This window comes from Johannesbaptistia floridana (assembly GCF_057440575.1).
In genome coordinates this window covers 30436-46663 of sequence record NZ_JALKVM010000388.1, presented here as the reverse complement: position 1 = coordinate 46663, position 16228 = coordinate 30436, and the positions used below count along the sequence as shown (strand labels likewise).

The 16228-nt window shown below is 36.3% G+C and carries 16 protein-coding genes; 11 read left to right on the top strand and 5 right to left on the bottom strand.

The window, feature by feature from the left end:
• Window positions 1–96: 96 nt before the first annotated feature.
• Window positions 97–561: an AAA family ATPase gene (locus MW688_RS22130; RefSeq protein ID WP_486738179.1), complete on the bottom strand. Its 465-nt coding sequence runs from the start codon at window positions 559–561 to the stop codon at window positions 97–99.
• 111 nt (window positions 562–672) lie between these two features.
• On the opposite strand from MW688_RS22130, the gene MW688_RS22125 reads away from it, so the two are divergent.
• The gene (locus MW688_RS22125) at window positions 673–1110 is read left to right on the top strand and encodes a DUF2996 domain-containing protein (RefSeq protein WP_486738178.1); all 438 of its coding nucleotides are present in this window, start codon (window positions 673–675) and stop codon (window positions 1108–1110) included.
• 75 nt (window positions 1111–1185) lie between these two features.
• Here the strand turns inward: MW688_RS22125 and MW688_RS22120 are convergent, their stop codons facing one another.
• Window positions 1186–1398, bottom strand: coding sequence for a hypothetical protein (locus MW688_RS22120; RefSeq protein WP_486738177.1), 213 nt, complete (start codon window positions 1396–1398; stop codon window positions 1186–1188).
• A gap of 240 nt (window positions 1399–1638) precedes the next feature.
• On the opposite strand from MW688_RS22120, the gene MW688_RS22115 reads away from it, so the two are divergent.
• Complete coding sequence (locus MW688_RS22115) at window positions 1639–3429, top strand: sodium:solute symporter family transporter (RefSeq protein WP_486738176.1); 1791 nt, start codon at window positions 1639–1641, stop codon at window positions 3427–3429.
• A 133-nt stretch (window positions 3430–3562) separates the two neighbouring features.
• Window positions 3563–4159 carry a cyclic di-GMP-binding domain-containing protein, MshE-related gene (locus MW688_RS22110; RefSeq protein ID WP_486738175.1) on the top strand — a complete coding sequence of 199 codons (597 nt, stop codon included), beginning with the start codon at window positions 3563–3565 and terminating at the stop codon, window positions 4157–4159.
• Window positions 4160–4194: 35 nt separating this feature from the next.
• Here MW688_RS22110 and MW688_RS22105 read toward each other — a convergent pair whose 3' ends face one another.
• Window positions 4195–4869: an SDR family oxidoreductase gene (locus MW688_RS22105; RefSeq protein ID WP_486738174.1), complete on the bottom strand. Its 675-nt coding sequence runs from the start codon at window positions 4867–4869 to the stop codon at window positions 4195–4197.
• A gap of 95 nt (window positions 4870–4964) precedes the next feature.
• Window positions 4965–5618: a DUF3318 domain-containing protein gene (locus MW688_RS22100; protein ID WP_486738173.1), complete on the bottom strand. Its 654-nt coding sequence runs from the start codon at window positions 5616–5618 to the stop codon at window positions 4965–4967.
• 72 nt (window positions 5619–5690) lie between these two features.
• Here MW688_RS22100 and MW688_RS22095 point away from each other — a divergent pair, with 72 nt between their 5' ends.
• Complete coding sequence (locus MW688_RS22095; protein ID WP_486738172.1) at window positions 5691–6107, top strand: hypothetical protein; 417 nt, start codon at window positions 5691–5693, stop codon at window positions 6105–6107.
• Window positions 6108–6113: 6 nt separating this feature from the next.
• On the opposite strand, the gene MW688_RS22090 is transcribed toward MW688_RS22095, so the two are convergent.
• A complete protein-coding gene (locus MW688_RS22090) occupies window positions 6114–8291 on the bottom strand; it encodes an O-linked N-acetylglucosamine transferase, SPINDLY family protein (protein ID WP_486738171.1) in 2178 nt (725 codons plus the stop codon).
• A 117-nt stretch (window positions 8292–8408) separates the two neighbouring features.
• Between MW688_RS22090 and rsmI the strand changes: the two genes are divergently transcribed.
• From rsmI to MW688_RS22055, 7 genes are all read left to right on the top strand, one after another.
• Window positions 8409–9260, top strand: coding sequence for a 16S rRNA (cytidine(1402)-2'-O)-methyltransferase (gene rsmI / locus MW688_RS22085; protein ID WP_486738170.1), 852 nt, complete (start codon window positions 8409–8411; stop codon window positions 9258–9260).
• 72 nt (window positions 9261–9332) lie between these two features.
• Window positions 9333–9869, top strand: coding sequence for a type IV pilin protein (locus MW688_RS22080; RefSeq protein WP_486738169.1), 537 nt, complete (start codon window positions 9333–9335; stop codon window positions 9867–9869).
• Window positions 9870–9986: 117 nt separating this feature from the next.
• Window positions 9987–10508, top strand: a complete 522-nt coding sequence (locus MW688_RS22075) for a type IV pilin-like G/H family protein (RefSeq protein WP_486738168.1) — start codon at window positions 9987–9989, stop codon at window positions 10506–10508.
• Window positions 10505–11047 (top strand): type IV pilin protein, encoded by a 543-nt coding sequence (locus MW688_RS22070; RefSeq protein WP_486738167.1) that lies wholly within the window; start codon window positions 10505–10507, stop codon window positions 11045–11047. The genes MW688_RS22075 and MW688_RS22070 overlap by 4 nt, the downstream gene beginning before the upstream one ends.
• Entirely contained in the window at window positions 11044–11838 is a 795-nt protein-coding gene (locus MW688_RS22065) for a hypothetical protein (RefSeq protein ID WP_486738166.1), read from the top strand. Before MW688_RS22070 ends, MW688_RS22065 begins: the two co-directional genes overlap by 4 nt.
• Before the next feature lie 3 nt (window positions 11839–11841).
• On the top strand, window positions 11842–14019 hold the full coding sequence (locus tag MW688_RS22060) for an O-linked N-acetylglucosamine transferase, SPINDLY family protein (RefSeq protein ID WP_486738165.1): 2178 nt from the start codon (window positions 11842–11844) through the stop codon (window positions 14017–14019).
• A 22-nt stretch (window positions 14020–14041) separates the two neighbouring features.
• Window positions 14042–16219, top strand: a complete 2178-nt coding sequence (locus MW688_RS22055) for an O-linked N-acetylglucosamine transferase, SPINDLY family protein (RefSeq protein ID WP_486738164.1) — start codon at window positions 14042–14044, stop codon at window positions 16217–16219.
• Window positions 16220–16228 lie beyond the last annotated feature (9 nt).

The window sequence follows — 16228 nt, the reverse complement described above, 5'->3', positions numbered from 1 at the left end:
CAAAACTTCAAGACTTCAAAACTTCAAGACTTCAAAACTCATTACTCATTACTCAACCACAACGAGTAACATTATGTATAGATGCAAGATGTGAGTTTAGGTGCGATCGCTTTTTTCATCAGCCCATGTTTCTACAGCAAATTTACCTTGTGAGATTATCTTAACACAATATAATTTATGGAAACCTTCTGTATAGGTTGGTGGGACTAGACGTGCGTATGTGTTAATTATGCCTTTTTCCGGGATTCTTTGTTTTCTTTCACGGGATTGATTCCGTAAAATGCAATCAGCAAGATTAGGTGAAAAATAATAGCCAATTACTGTAAAATCACGTGATTTAGCTGGTTGAATATAGCGTTGTCTATCTTCTGGGGTTGGATTAGTATTATCTATAACAAAAGATTGAGTAATTTCTAAACATGTTTCTAAAAGTCTTTTTTCTCGGTGTCTAGTTTTGATCATGTCTAGATTAATCCGAATATGGGTATCTATAAAATTTTGTTGGTAAAATGTAGATTTTCCACTAGCTTGAATGCCAATAAAGATAATTGCCGTGTACATTTTTTACTCTAAGTATAGTATATTGTCCCCTAGCTTGAAGTAAAGATTGTGGCGAGGCTTTAAATCCAATTTTTTGATAAGATATAAGCGTTATTACTAAAAAATTAAAGTATGGCTGAAGAAACTAAACCCAAATCCCCCGCAAAATCTAAACCCCCTGCGAAGAAAGCCAAACCCCCTGCTATTGAAGATAAACCATTTACTGAGTTTATGCAGGAACATTTCCTACCTTCTTTGGAGACTGCTTTAAAAGAAAAGGGACTCAATGAGGTTCAATTGGAGTTTACTCAAGATAAACTGCCTTTACCTAGTGATGGTCAAGTTTATTGGCAAGTAAAGGGCAACTTGTTTAATGGACAGAGACAATTTATCATTTACTTTCTTGAAGAAAACATCAAGGGGGCTAAAGCTTTTTCCTATGCTACCAATGGTGCTCCCCCTAGTACAATTGAGTCTTTTATGATTGATGAGCGTAGAGTCAATCTGGATCTTATGGTTTTATACACTTTACAACGTTTGAATGGTCAAAAGTGGTTAAGTGGTAATTGAAAATTTTGTTTTGTTTTTTTCTCACATAAGTTTGATCACATAAGTTAATTATAATACTAACTTATGTGAGAATAATTACTCTTTGCTTTGGTAAGCTTTAGCTGAGGCACGAATCCAAATTGAAGCAGCTAAAACAAAAGGAACTGCTGAAACAACAGCCCCCGTGAGAATAGGGTGTTCTCTACCTACAGGTGACATAATCATAAAAGCCATAATCACAGCACAATAGAGTAGTCCTAAAAAAGGTAGTCCCAAAACGAGCAAAGCGAATTTAGTATCTTTTTCCATAGTTATTTACTTTTATATATGGATTGATTAGTTGAGTTAGGAGGCATATAAACTAATGCACAATCCCTAGATTAAAAATCTAGATAATTTGATAACTCTCACTAAAGTTTCTTATTCTAAGATAGCTAAGTAATCAATCAATTAACAAAAACTTTAGATTTTTTTTGTGTTTATATTATCTAGCTAATTGATTGAGAGAAACATTGCCTGCGTATATAGTTAAATACTTGGAATGATTATATGTCTTTAGTTGATTACTTAGTAATTATCATTTATTTAATATTTATTGTTTGTCTGGGGTTGTTTTTACAGAAAAAAGCGAATCAAAGTATCGATAGTTATTTTCTGGGTAATCGCCAGATGCCTTGGTGGTTACTAGGGGTTTCGGGAATGGTATCTAATACGGATTTAGCGGGGACTATGATAATTTCGACTCTAATTTATAGTTTAGGGACAAAAGGGTTCTTTATCGAAATTAGAGGAGGATTAGTGCTAATTATGCCATTTTTAATGACATTTATGGGAAAATGGAATCGCCGTGCCCAAGTAATGACATTAGCAGAATGGATGGAATTGCGTTTTGGAGATGGTAGAGAAGGTAATCTAGCGAGAATTGTGAGCGCGATCGCCATGTTAATTTTTGCTATTAGTACTCTCAGTTACTTTTCTCTAGCTGGGGGGAAGTTCCTGGGGCAATTTCTGGGACTAGAGGATCGTGCGGCGGCTATTTGCTTGATAATTATAGCATTAGTTTATACAACGGCGAGCGGATTTTATGGAGTAATTTGGACAGATGTTTTCCAAGCAATTTTAGTATTTATTTCAATTATTTATATTTCTTATCTAGCTTTGACCCAAGTTACTCTACCGGATAGTTTTAATGTTTCTATACCAGGAAGCGAAGAATTACAGAGATGGAGTTTTGCTGAGTGGAGTGAGATTATACCGCCATTTACCACTGATTTACCAGGAAACTATGAGACTTTTAATTTATTTGGCGGCTTAATTTTATTTTACCTGTTGAAAACTATTATCGATGGTTGTAGTGGACAGGGAGGATATATGATTCAGCGCTATTTTGCGGCAAGAAGCGACCGGGAAGCGGGTTTACTATCCCTATTCTGGATTATTTTACTCTCTTTTCGCTGGCCTTTGGTTACATCATTTGCTGTTTTTGGTATCTACTATCAAAATAATTTGGGCACTATTAGCGATCCCGAATTAGTACTACCACTAGTTATTAATACTTATCTTCCTCAGGGGATAAAAGGATTAATTATTGCCTGTTTTATGGCTGCGGCTATGTCTACTTTTGATTCAATTATTAATTCTAGCGCTGCCTATTGGGTAAGAGATATTTATCAAGCTTATTTGAACAAAGAAGCTACCGATAGCCAACTATTACAACAAAGTCGTCTAGCTTCCGTAGTAATTGTTAGTTTAGGTTTATTGTTAAGTTTTAATTTGACTGATATTAATGATATTTGGGGTTGGTTGAGTGTGGGATTAGGAGTTGGTTTAGGGATACCTTTACTGTTAAGATGGTACTGGTGGCGTTTTAATGGTTATGGTTTTGCTCTTGGTACGGCTAGTGGGGCGATCGCCGCTATAGTTACTCCTTTGGTGATAACTCCTAATTTAACCAATATTCTCTTGAAAGACTATTTACTATTTTTGATTCCGAGTTTTACTTCTTTGCTAGGCTGTCTCCTAGGGACTATTTCCACTCAAGCGACTGAACTGGAGACAATAACCAAATTCTATCAACAAACTCGTCCTTTTGGCTTCTGGAGAGCTGTTACTCAACATTTACCACCGCAACTTTTACACAAAATTAAACTTGAAAATCGTCGGGATATACTCGCTACAGTTATAGCTTTACCCTGGCAACTAGTGTTAATGATGATGGGAATCATGCTAATTAGTAAAAATTGGCAAAACCTAGCCATCTTGGGGTCACTATTTATTTTACTTTCTTTAGCTCTATACTTGGTGTGGTTTCGTCATCTTTCTGAAGAAAAAGTTAGTTGAGTATTTTTAACTTAACTGTCTGTTGATTGACTAAAATATATTTTTGGTTTACCATAAGCATACGTATTAAGTAATATAGACTTTACTATAAATAACTAAATATATTCCACAGTAGTTACTTCAATTAGCAACTATGCCTAAGCCAAACATATTGATCTCAGAACCGCATATTTGTTTTCCCCAAGACTTTGAAACCTTTGGATCTAAAAAAAGAATAGAAGTTAAGCCCCTCGGGGAAACTCTCATAGAAGCAGACTTGGTGTCACCAGCACAACTACAATTAGCCTTGAGTGATCAAAAAAATCGTCAAGAATTAATTTTGGGAGAAATCTTAGCTTTAAGAGGTTGGATTAAGCAAGAAACTGCTAACTTCTTTGCTAGGAAATGGTTTGAACAATTATCAAAAGATTCGCACCATCCAATTGGTTATTATCTCCAAGAGGCGGGTTTGTTAAGTGAAAAGCAGATACAAGAAATTTTAGATGAACAAAAGCGAAATTGGTTTAAATTTGGAGCTATTGCTGTATTAAAAGGTTGGGTGAAACAGAACACTGTAAATTACTTTATTAAGTATTTAGCGCCAGAACAGACTCAGAGTTCTATATATGTAGACAAGACTCACTCAAGGGAAACTAAATCAACTGATGAGCCCAGAAATGAGGGCAAAAATATTCCTTATAATTGGACTGAAGATGACAGTATAGAAGATATACTATCAAAATTTGAGTAAACCCTGCTCATGTTCTATAATTTAGCTTCTATAATTTAGCAAATACTCAAAGGTTTACCATTGTCTCTAGGAGATAGTTTTAGGAAAAATGGTACGGCTTTTTTCACCCAGGTTTGAAGTGGAGTGTAAAAACTTGCTAGATCGCCAAAACAAATATCTAACATATCGGTATGGATAATTCCTGGGTTTATAGGTATTGCCGCCATACCTGATGGCAATTCTTGAGCTAAAGCTTGAGTTAATCCTTCTATTGCCCATTTAGAAGCACAATAGGGGGCCACATCAGGAGAAGTGGAACGTCCCCAACCAGAACTAATATTAACAATAATTCCTCGTTGAGATTTAATCATACTGGGTAAAACATGGCGAATAACATTGACAACACCTTTGATGTTGACATCAATTAGTTGAGAAAATTCATCACTGGGTACTTTCCACAAAGGTGCTGGATGGTTAATCAAGGCGGCATTGTTAATTAATAAGTCTGGTGGAGAATTGAGGAATAATTCTGACCAGTTTTCTACTTGTTCTTCATTAACTACATCGACTACTGTAAAACTATGGGGTTGACTATATTTTTTTTGGAGTTCTTGGATATTTGATTTTGAACGAGCACAGCCAATCACTGTATGTCCAACATTGATAAATTCTTCAGTGAGAGCACGTCCTAAACCTCTACTTACTCCGGTGATAGCGATAGTTTTAGTCATAAAATTAATTGTTTTTACTACTACTAGAAGAGTTAGAGAAACTACGAGTATTTTTTTCTAACCCTTCTTTTTTTCTATCCAGGCCAAGAAACTAGTTAATTAATCTCGCGAATTGGTTGTTTTTGAGATTCCATGTTAGCCTTAGCTTTGTTGGCACTACGCCGTAATGCTTGTAATCTTTCGTCATACTTCTTGCGCTGGCGACGGTTAGGAGTTTGTTCTATGATGGTTTTTAGGGCACTGCCAAGGCTTTTGTAGGCATTACGCAAAGAATAACCGAAGCGGGTAGCTAGGGCGATCGCCTGTTGATCCGCTTCAATTAGTTCTTTGAGTTGCTTTTCACCGTTGTTTTTTTGCCACAGTCTATAGCCTGAAATACCACAAAGTCCGAGGGCTAGTAACAGTAGTAATCCATCTTGTACCCATAATTCTCCCACAGCACCGCCTAAACCAATGGCTAAGGCTGCCATTTCCCAACCTTCGCGAGGGATGGTATCATTTTGAATTCTGGCCACTTCATGCCAAAATAATAAGTTACGTTGATCCATAGCTAAATTTTCCCATTTTGCTAAATCAACTTGAATTTCAACTTCATCTTTACCGAGTTCTTCACAACGAATCAAAGGAGGATTAACCTCGGTAGTCGCTTCTACCATTACCCAAGTTTGCAACTCTGGGGGTAGTAGAGTTTTTAAGCGACGTAGTTCACTCATTTCTGCGCGAGCTGCTGCGGTTGCATAAGATGTCATAATTAAATTTTAGGTTACACTAAACGTCTTTTTATTTTAATCATAAGCGCGATCAAAGGAATACGGCAAATTATGGAACGTGGTTTATTGTGGTTACCCCTACTCTTAGTTTTTATTGGTTTGGCTTGGGCTGGATGGAATGAATATCAAAAGATTGAAGCCTATCAAGCTTGGGCTAAGGATTTTGACAAGGCTAAATATGATATTTATGCAGTTTTAGGACAAAAAGATTTATCTTTGACTTGGGGGAAACCCGCACGCAATCGCCCCATTGATTTACAGTCTTTTTCTCTAGCTAATGTTAATGATGTCCGTTTATTAGTAGATGGGCACCCTGTAGATGCTTCTGATTCTTCTCAAACTAAAAATGTGGCGATTGAGTTTACTTTTGTTAGTGATACTCCTACTGTGATCATTCCTTTTACTGATGTTTCTCTCGCTGCTCAATGGGTAGAATATTTAGAAAAGTTGCGATTAGGAGAAAATTAATCTTAATTATTTTTGCCCTGCTTCCCACATTTCTTGATAAGCTTGTTCCATTTTACGGGTAAACTTTTCTCCCTGCCACAAGGGTGAAGTTTGACGAGATTGCTTTAATTGCCAAATTACTTGTTTACGTAGGTTAGTATCAGTGCCTAGTTTTATTCCCCATTCTATATATTCTTCTTCCCTATAGGCTATGCCTATATCTAAACCCACATTTTTCATAAAAGCGTAACTATTGCGAGCTGTAAATTGTTCTCCTACCAGTGTAACTAGAGGAATAGCCATCCACAAAACTTCAAGAGTGGTAGTAGCCCCATTATAGGGATATGTATCTAAAACTATATCAGCGATCGCTAAGTTAGCTCGATGAGTTTCTTCATTTTTGTCTTTACCTAGGAAACGTATTCTTGAGCTTGATACTCCTTCAGATTCAGCGATATCTATGATCGTTGCTTTAATTAATTCTTGTATGCCTGTGCCTTTTAATAGTAAAAAACTATTGGGCACGGCTTTGATTATTTTCATCTGTAGACTTATTATATAAGGGTTTAGCTTCATCACCCCTTGGACATTTAGATAAATTATGGCGTCGCTGGGTATATCTAAATCTTCACGGCTGAGGGTAGGTACTCCTACTTCAAAGCCATCTATACCTATATAGGTATCTGGTAATTCCCAAATCCTCTCTTGATAGTGATTTTTTACTACATCAGATATTACATAAGCATCGCTAATAAAATAATCAATACTAGGAATTCCTGAAGCGTCAAATCCTAACCAGGTAACTTGAATAGGTGCGGGTTTATGAGCCATAATTCTAACAGTAGGGCCATTGGTTGCACTATCTAAATCAACTAAGATATCTAATTCATCTGCTTTGATTTCCTGGACTATTGTGTTTACACTAGTGCTAAATTGGCGGACAATTTCCACTTTATCTCTAAAGCAGCTTTGAGTTATATCATCTTCTTCTTGATTAATTAAGTAGATAAATATTTGAAACTGTTGTTGGTCGTGGTGATGAATTAACCACCGACTTAGCCAGCCAACGGAATGCCGACGCAAGGTATTAGCAATATAACCAATTTTTAGTTTTTGGTTATTTCTATCGCTTATTTGAGGTTGAGTTTGAATAAGTTGACTTTCGCTTTGTTGGAGTAATTGAGCGATCTGATTTTGTAATAATCTATTTTCTTGGGCCTGGTCTCTATAGTAGAGTAAAGGCATGGTTATATATATAAAAATGTCTTTAACCAGGGGTTCGATTTCCTGGGGATTTGCTGCGATTAGTTGGTTAATTAGATTGAAATATTCTGACCATCTTGACTCTAGTTTTAACCAGTTACCTTCCTTTAAGAGTACATGGATAATTAGGTAATAGCCAGCAACTTTAGTAGTTATACTTTGACACTGAGTATAGAAATCTGTGGCGCGTTGAAAAGCTTCTTCATATTTATGGATAGTGCTATTTAAACTAATCAAGTCTTTTAGCAAAGTTAAATTATCAGGTTGCTGTTCTAAACAACTATTAAGTAATTCTATAGCATATACTAGCTGTAAATATTTGCTGTCATTTTTATAGGTTCTTTCTTGAGCTATTTTTAGGGCAGTTGCGTAAATTGAATTAATAGCTACTTCTTGATTAGAGGTATAACTCCAGGCACTATTGAGTAAAGATATAGTATCTGGGTGGGGAAACCAAACTAATCTGGGTAAAAGTTCCCAGAGTAAATCGGTGTTAACATCCGTGGTGGGTGTCTGTTTTAAATAGTCTATAACTTGCCACTCTGCCAGTATTTCTGGTTTATAGGTTTGTAAATCCATCTCTAGTTGACAGAGGTAGAGTAAGTTATTAATATTACTTGGTTCAATTTGTTGAATTTGATGGCGAATTAACCAGGATATGTATAGTTGATTATTTTTGGCCGTTTCTTGAGCATAATTACTGAGTATTTCCTCTAAGTCTTGAGACCATTTCTCTATATCCTCTTCATCCCCTTGACTAAAAGCTAGTAGCCAAGTTGTTTCGGCTGCCTCTGATTCTTCTAGAAATAAATACCCTAAACCTAGATACCAGTAAGGGGCGATTAAATCTGATTGATTTTCTAGCAAGTTTTCACAATATTCTACTAGTTGCTCATATTTCCCTGTAGCTAAATATTCTTTGATTTGTATTTCCCAATCCATAAATAAATCCTAGTTATTTTAAAAAAGCGATCTCCTTCCACCAGCTTGAGTTTCCCCAGGAATTAGCTTTATATACTAATGTTAACCTAAAGATATTGGCTAAAAGCTATAGAAGTAATGACATTATATATAGTAGGTACACCCATTGGTAATTTAGATGATATGACCTATAGGGCGGTAGCAATTCTCAAATCGGTAGATTGGATCGCCGCTGAAGATACTCGTCATACAGCTAAGTTGTTACAGCATTTTCAAATTAAGACACCATCAATAAGTTATCACCACCATAATCGTAATTCTCGCACCACGGAGTTACTCTCCTTACTCAAGCAAAATCAAGATATTGCTTTAGTTAGTGATGCGGGGATGCCAACCATTTGTGATCCAGGTTTAGAAATTGTCCAAGGAGCGATCGCCGAGGGTATTCCGGTGATTCCTATTCCTGGAGTCACTGCGGTAACTACGGCTTTGGCTATATCTGGTTTAACTACGGAGCGTTTTGTCTTTGAGGGGTTTCTCCCTACCAAAAATAAATTACGTGGGGAGAGATTAGAGGTGATTAAGCGAGAATCTCGTACTCTGGTGTTTTATGAAGCCCCTCATCGCTTAGTAGCTACTCTTTCTGATTTACTTGAGGTTTGTGGTGGCGATCGCCAAATTGTTTTGGCTCGGGAGTTAACCAAACTTCATGAAGATTTATGGAGAGGTACATTAGCAGAGGCGGTTGAATATCATCTTTCTACTTCTCCCCGAGGGGAATATACCTTGGTTGTAACAGGTTCTACAAATGAGCAGCTACCAAATCTTCGGGAAAATGAGCTAAAAATCGAATTAGAGAAGCTATTAGCGCAAGGAATGAGCTTAACCCAAGCTACACGCCAATTAGCTCCTTTTACCAGTTTTTCTCGTCGAGAGATCTATCAAATTGCCATAGAAAAAAATTTTTTTTCAAAAGGTGATAGGAAATGATGAAAAACTGGGTATGTTCTAAATAGGAAAGAAAAACAACATTATTACCTAATAATTTACAGGAGCAAAACCATGAGATCCGACTTACAATTTAAACTACTCGCTTACTTAAACGACAACCAAGAAGAAAAAGGTTTCACATTAATTGAACTACTCGTAGTTGTTATCATTATCGGTGTTCTTGCAGCAGTTGCACTACCTAACCTTCTAAAACAAGTAGGTAAAGCTAGAGAAACTGAAATCAAAAACGCAGCAGGTACAGTTAACCGTTCTCAGCAATCATACCACTTTGAAAGACAACAATTTGCGCCTGGTTTAAGCTATCTTGGAATTTCAGTTCCTACTGAGTATATCTCTAATGGTACTACTGCCACTGCTGACAACCTAAGTATAGCTTCTGTTGACCCCCAAAGTGATGCTACAGTTCAACCAGCCAACACTAACTGGAGCAACGACGGTACAAGAGCTTATTCTGGTTTAATCATCTACGCTAACGGAACTTACGCTCAAATCCTTTGTCAATCAAATGATGCAACTGCCTTCATGGCGGCTCCTGCTGGTGTTAGCGGACCAGACTGCGACGCTGTTAACGGTAACATCATCAGATAATTATTGAGATATCTTAGAGTTTTCTACATAAGTATCTTAACAATTGAGCGAACGGAGGTGCAGCTTATTCTCCTAGAAAATAGGATAGGAGTTAATAGGCTGCTTTTTTTTATTTATATGTTTCTACCAATTCTCAAAGTAAAAAATCAGCAAAATGCCGATAGACATGGATTTACTCTCATAGAGTTAACAGTAGTAATCTTATTTATTTCTGCACTAGTAGCTGTAGCTTTACCTAATTTAATCAGACAGGCAGGTAAAGCCAGAGAAGTGGAGTTAAAAAATGTAGTGGGAACGATAAATCGAGCTCAACTAACTTACCATTGGGAAAAAGAGATATTTGCTCAGGGAGTTGATGATTCAGATAGTTTAAGATTGTTAAATCTTAGCTTTAATAATAACTATATTGTAGACTATAATATAGTGGCGAATACTAGTGCTATTTATCATGCAACTCTAGCCCCTACTAACCCTAATTATCAAAAAGACCAGACTAAAGCTTATTCTGGTTTAGCCCTGTTTAATGCAGGTGTGTACAACACAGTTATTTGTCAATCACTGCAATTGCAACAGGTTGCTAACATTCCTAGTTTACCGCCCGCTATACCCTGTAGTTCGGATTTGGAGCAGTTGAGATGAATAATAACTTATCTTCACAATTTAGATTAAATTTAAGTTTACATATTGTTCGTTTATTAAAAAACCCGTCAAAAGAGTTAAAGGGTTTTACGTTACTCGAATTATTGGTAGTAATGATATTTGTGAGCCTTCTAGCAGTTGTTGCTTTACCTAACTTAGTTAGACAAGCAGGAAAAGCTAGAGAAGTAGAATTTAAAAATGCAGTAGGCGTAATTAATCGTTCTCAACAAGCCTATCACTGGGAGAAACAAAACTTCGCCCAGGGTGTAGATGATGCTGATAGTTTAGAATTATTAAATGTAAGTTTTGATAATCGTTATATAGATGCTTACAATATTCAGGCATTTTCTAGCCATGCAAACATCGCCTTAACTAATTTAGAATCAATAGATGATCAAACGAGAATTTATTCGGGAGCAACTTACCACGACACTGGCCAATATAGCATGGTTGTTTGTCAATCCCTTCAGGTAGCTACTAGTGTAGCACCACCTGTTAGTAGTAGTGATTGTGGAGTAGATGCAGAAAGAGTTAGATGAGTAAGCTGAGTACTTCTGTATGGCAATTAGGCCAAAGACTAATAATTTTACTACTTTGTTTGAGTGGTGTAGTTATTTTGCAACTACCTAGAGCTAACGAAGAGCAATCAGAAATTACTGAAGAAGAAGCAATCAAAGAAGAACAGCAAAAAAAGCTGCGTATAGATGTACTCCAACAAATGCCTGATTTTGGCTACAGTAATCTTTTTGCTAATTGGATATTTTTAGATTTTGTCCAATACTATGGAGATAGAGTTTCAAGGAGTTTTACTGGTAATACGCTTTCAGGAGATTATTTTCAAGCAGTAGTAACAAAAGACCCGCGTTTTGTCGATTCATATTTTTTTCTAGCACCAGCAACTTCCTTGTTTGCCGCTAAACCAGCTCTATCTGTAGAATTAATGGAAGAAGGACTAGAAAAAGTTTCTCCCACTCAACCTGTAGCTTATCAAATATGGAATTACAAAGGTATTGATGAGATGTTGTTTCTGGGGGATCATGAAGCAGCGATAAAATCCTACAGTAAAGCTCTAGAATGGACTAAATACCATAATACCGAACAGGCAAAAATTGCAGCAATGAGAGCTCAACAAGCTAAGGATTTTTTAGAAACTAAACCTGATAGTAGATTAGTTAGAGCTAGTGCTTGGTTGATGATTTATAGTAATGCCAGAGACGACCAAACTAGGGAATTAGCCCGTAATGCAGTAGAAAAAGAGGGGCTAGAAATTGTCGTAAGTGGGAATACCCTAACGGTTAGGCCCCGTGAGCTACAAGAAAATGAAGAGTAATATATGAGCTGGGATTCACAAGTAACTACATATTTAAAAAGTAATAACTATCAGGAAGTGGCCGAATTTTACGAAGCTAAAATCAGCGAAACACCTGATGATGTTTCCCTATACTGGTATTTAGGCTTAGCTTATCTATTAGCAGAACAAGAAGGGGAAGCAGTAGGAATTTGGTTATCGGTTTTTAGTGAAGGAGAATCAGAGGAGATAGAAGCTTGGACTAGAGAATTAGTAACAATTTTAGAAACAGAAGCAAATCGTCAAGGAGATTTAGAAAATAACTATAAAGCTTGGTTAATTCGGCAACAAATATTAGAATTAAACCCAGAGTTAGTAAATAATATTTTACATTTAATTAATTTGGAAGTAAATCTGGGGGAATATCAACCAGAGAAATTAAGAGAATGGCGTATATATGATTTACTAGAAGCAAATAGTAGAGAAAATATAGATATTCAGTTACTGCTTCAAACCCTAGATTCTCTTTTGCCAATTCCTACTTATGAGTCAGTAGAATTTGCTGAAACTGTAATAAAAAAATATTCTGACATTAATGAAGTAATTAATAAAATAGTTACTAATGCTGAAATAATGACTTATGAACAGGGGTTTCCTCTTTATGCACTAGATTTACACAAAGTTTGTACAAGATTAGACCCTAATAATTTATTTTATTATAAAAATCAATTTTGGTGCTTAATAGAAGCTTCTAAACTACAAGATGCTTTACCGATAGCAGAAGAATTTTTGCGCCGTTCTGATAGTATTGTAGTCAAGGTATTTGCCTATTATCAACTTTTGTATGTTTATATGAGGCAGGCAGATTGGTCAAAAGTAGTAGAAGAAACTGAAAAATATAAAGAATTAATTAGAGGTTTGACGGAGGAGAAACCTTTACTCGTACCCATGTTTTTAATTATTGACTTTATTATTGTGGGGAACCCTCTACTATATATAGAAGACAATCCCCAAGAAAATCGCCCTCTAATTAATGAAATTGGGAAAATCTTTCAAGAAGGTGCAAAAACAGTAATTCATCCTCCAGAAATCCTAGAGACAAACAGAAAAACCACTAAACATCAAAAGTTAAAAATAGGCTATGTGGCGCACACCCTAAGAAGACATTCTGTGGGTTGGTTAAGTCGCTGGTTATTTCACTATCATGATAGAGAGGCTTTTTCTATACATATTTATTTACTTAGTCAACAGGCAGAAGCATTTACTAAAACTTGGTTTGAACCATACTCTGAGTCAACACACTATTTTGACAGGAATATCAAAGAACTAATTGAACAAATTAAAGCCGATGAAATTGATATATTGGTAGACTTAGACAGCATCACCCTCAATTTAACCTGTCAAATTATGAGTTACAAGTTAGCGCCAATACAAATTACCTGGTTAGGGTTAGATGCTTCGGGAATTCCCGCTATAGATTACTTTATCGCTGACCCCTATGTGTTGCCAGATGATGCCCAAAACTACTATCAAGAAACTATCTGGCGTCTACCAGAAACTTATTTAGCTGTAGACGGTTTTGAAGTGGGGGTTGCCACTATTAGTAGGGAAAGCTTAGATATTCCCGAAGATGCCGTTATTTATCTCAATATTCAAAACTCTAAAAAAAGACATCCTCAGTGTTTAGAATTACAAATGCAAATCTTAAAGGCAGTGCCTAATAGTTACTTCCTAACCAAGGGTACAGGAGATACGGAAATTATCAAAGAAGTGTTTACTAAAGCAGCTTTAGACCATGGTATTAATCCCGAAAGACTACGGTTTTTAGACCGCACCCCTAATGAAGAAACCCATCGCGCTAATTTGGCGATCGCTGATGTAATTTTAGATACGTATCCTTACAATGGTGCGACTACTACCCTAGAAGTTCTCTGGATGGGTATTCCCCTAGTGACGCGAGTGGGAGAACAATTTGCCGCCCGTAATAGCTATACTTTTATGAAAAATGCTGGAATCACGGAAGGAATAGCCTGGACAGATGCTGAATATGTGGAGTGGGGCATCAAATTAGCCAAAGATGCTAATTTACGAGAGGAGATTATCAAGAAACTGAGACAATCCCGTCGCCATGCTCCCCTATGGAAGAGTAAAAAGTTTACCCAAGAGATGGAGAAAGCCTATCAACAGATGTGGGAAATTTATTGTGAACAAGAATCAAAATAATTAGCCAAACTATCTATTTAATATGAACTGGAATTCAGAAGTAACCACATATTTAGAAAATCATAACTATCAGCAAGTTGTCGAATTTTACGAAGCTAAAATAGGCGAAACACCCGATGATGTTTCCCTATACTGGTATTTAGGCTTAGCTTATCTATTAGCAGAACAAGAAGGGGAAGCAGTAGGAATTTGGTTATCGGTTTTTAGTGAAGGAGAATCAGAGGAGATAGAAGCTTGGACTAAAGAATTAGTAACAATTTTAGAAACAGAAGCAACTCGTCAACTAGATTTAGATAATAATTATAAAGCTTGGTTGATTCGTCAGCAAATATTAGAATTAGCCCCAGATTTAATCAATAATATTTTGCACTTGATTAATTTAGAAATAAATCTCAGGGAATATAGACCAAATAAATTAAAAGAATGGGGAGTATATGAGTTATTGGAAAAAAATACTGTAGATACTATAGATAATCAGTTACTTCTAGAAACCCTAGACTCGATTTTACCAATTCCTACTTATGAGTCGGTAGAATTTGCTGAAACTGTGGTCAAAAACTATCCTGAGATTAATGGAGTTACCAGTAAAATTACTCAAAATGCTCAATTAATGGCTTATGAAAGAGGGTTTCCTGCTTATGCGGTGGACTTAAATAAAATTTGCCTAGCAGCCTATCCAGATAACTTATTTTTCTACAAAAATCAATTTTGGTGTTTGACTAAAACTGAAAACTTTCAGGATGCTTTACCAATAGCAGAAGAATTTTTACGTCGTTCTGATAGTACTTTACCCAGGGTATTTGCCTATTATCAACTGTTTTATCTGTATATGAGACAGGCGAATTGGAATAAAATAATCGAGGAAATTGAAAAATATAAAGAATCAATAAGAGATTTGACAGAGGAAAAACCCCTATTTGTTCCGAACTTTTTAAGCATTGATTTTATTATTGTTGGGACTCTTCTGTTATATATTGAAGACAATCCTAGAGAAAATCGTCCCTTGTTAAATGAAATTGCTAGGTTGTTTCAAAATAGCACCAGAAAATTAGTATCAGATACAGAAATTTTAGCAATAAAAAACACAAGAATTAAAAACAAAAAGTTGAAAATAGGTTATGTGGCGCACACCCTGAAAAGACATTCGGTAGGGTGGTTAAGTCGTTGGTTATTTCACTATCATGACCAAGAGGCTTTTTCTATACATATCTATTTACTCAGTCAACAAGCAGAAGCCTTTACTAAAACTTGGTTTGAACCATACTCTGAGGCAACACATTATTTTGAGAGGAATAGCAACAAAGCAATAGAACAAATTAAAGCCGATGAAATTGATATATTGGTAGACTTAGATAGCATGACCCTCAATTTAACCTGTCAAATTATGAGCTACAAGTTAGCGCCAATACAAATTACCTGGTTAGGGTTAGATGCTTCAGGAATTCCAGCTATAGATTACTTTATCGCTGACCCCTATGTGTTGCCAGATGATGCCCAAAACTACTATGTAGAAAATATTTGGCGTCTACCAAATACTTATTTAGCTATAGACGGTTTTGAAGTGGGGGTTCCTACTATTAGTAGAGAAAGCCTGAATATTCCTGAAGATGCCGTTATTTATCTCAATATTCAAAACTCTCAAAAAAGACACCCTCACTGCTTGGAATTACAAATGCAAATCTTAAAAGCAGTGCCTAATAGTTACTTCTTAACTAAGGGTACAGGAGATCCAGAAATCATCAAAGAAGTGTTTACTAAGGCAGCTTTAGACCATGGTATTAATCCCGACAGACTACGCTTTTTAGACCGCACTCCCAATGAAGAAACCCATCGCGCTAATTTGGCCATCGCCGATGTGATTTTAGATACTTACCCTTATAATGGTGCTACCACTACCCTAGAAGTTCTCTGGATGGGTATTCCCCTAGTGACGCGAGTGGGAGAACAATTTGCCGCCCGTAATAGCTATACTTTTATGAAAAATGCTGGAATCACGGAAGGAATAGCCTGGACAGATGCTGAATATGTGGAGTGGGGCATCAAATTAGCCAAAGATGCTAATTTACGAGAGGAGATTATCAAGAAACTGAGACAATCCCGTCGCCATGCTCCCCTATGGAAGAGTAAAAAGTTTACCCAAGAGATGGAGAAAGCCTATCAACAGATGTGGGAAATTTATTGTGAACAAGAATCAAAATAATTAGCCAAA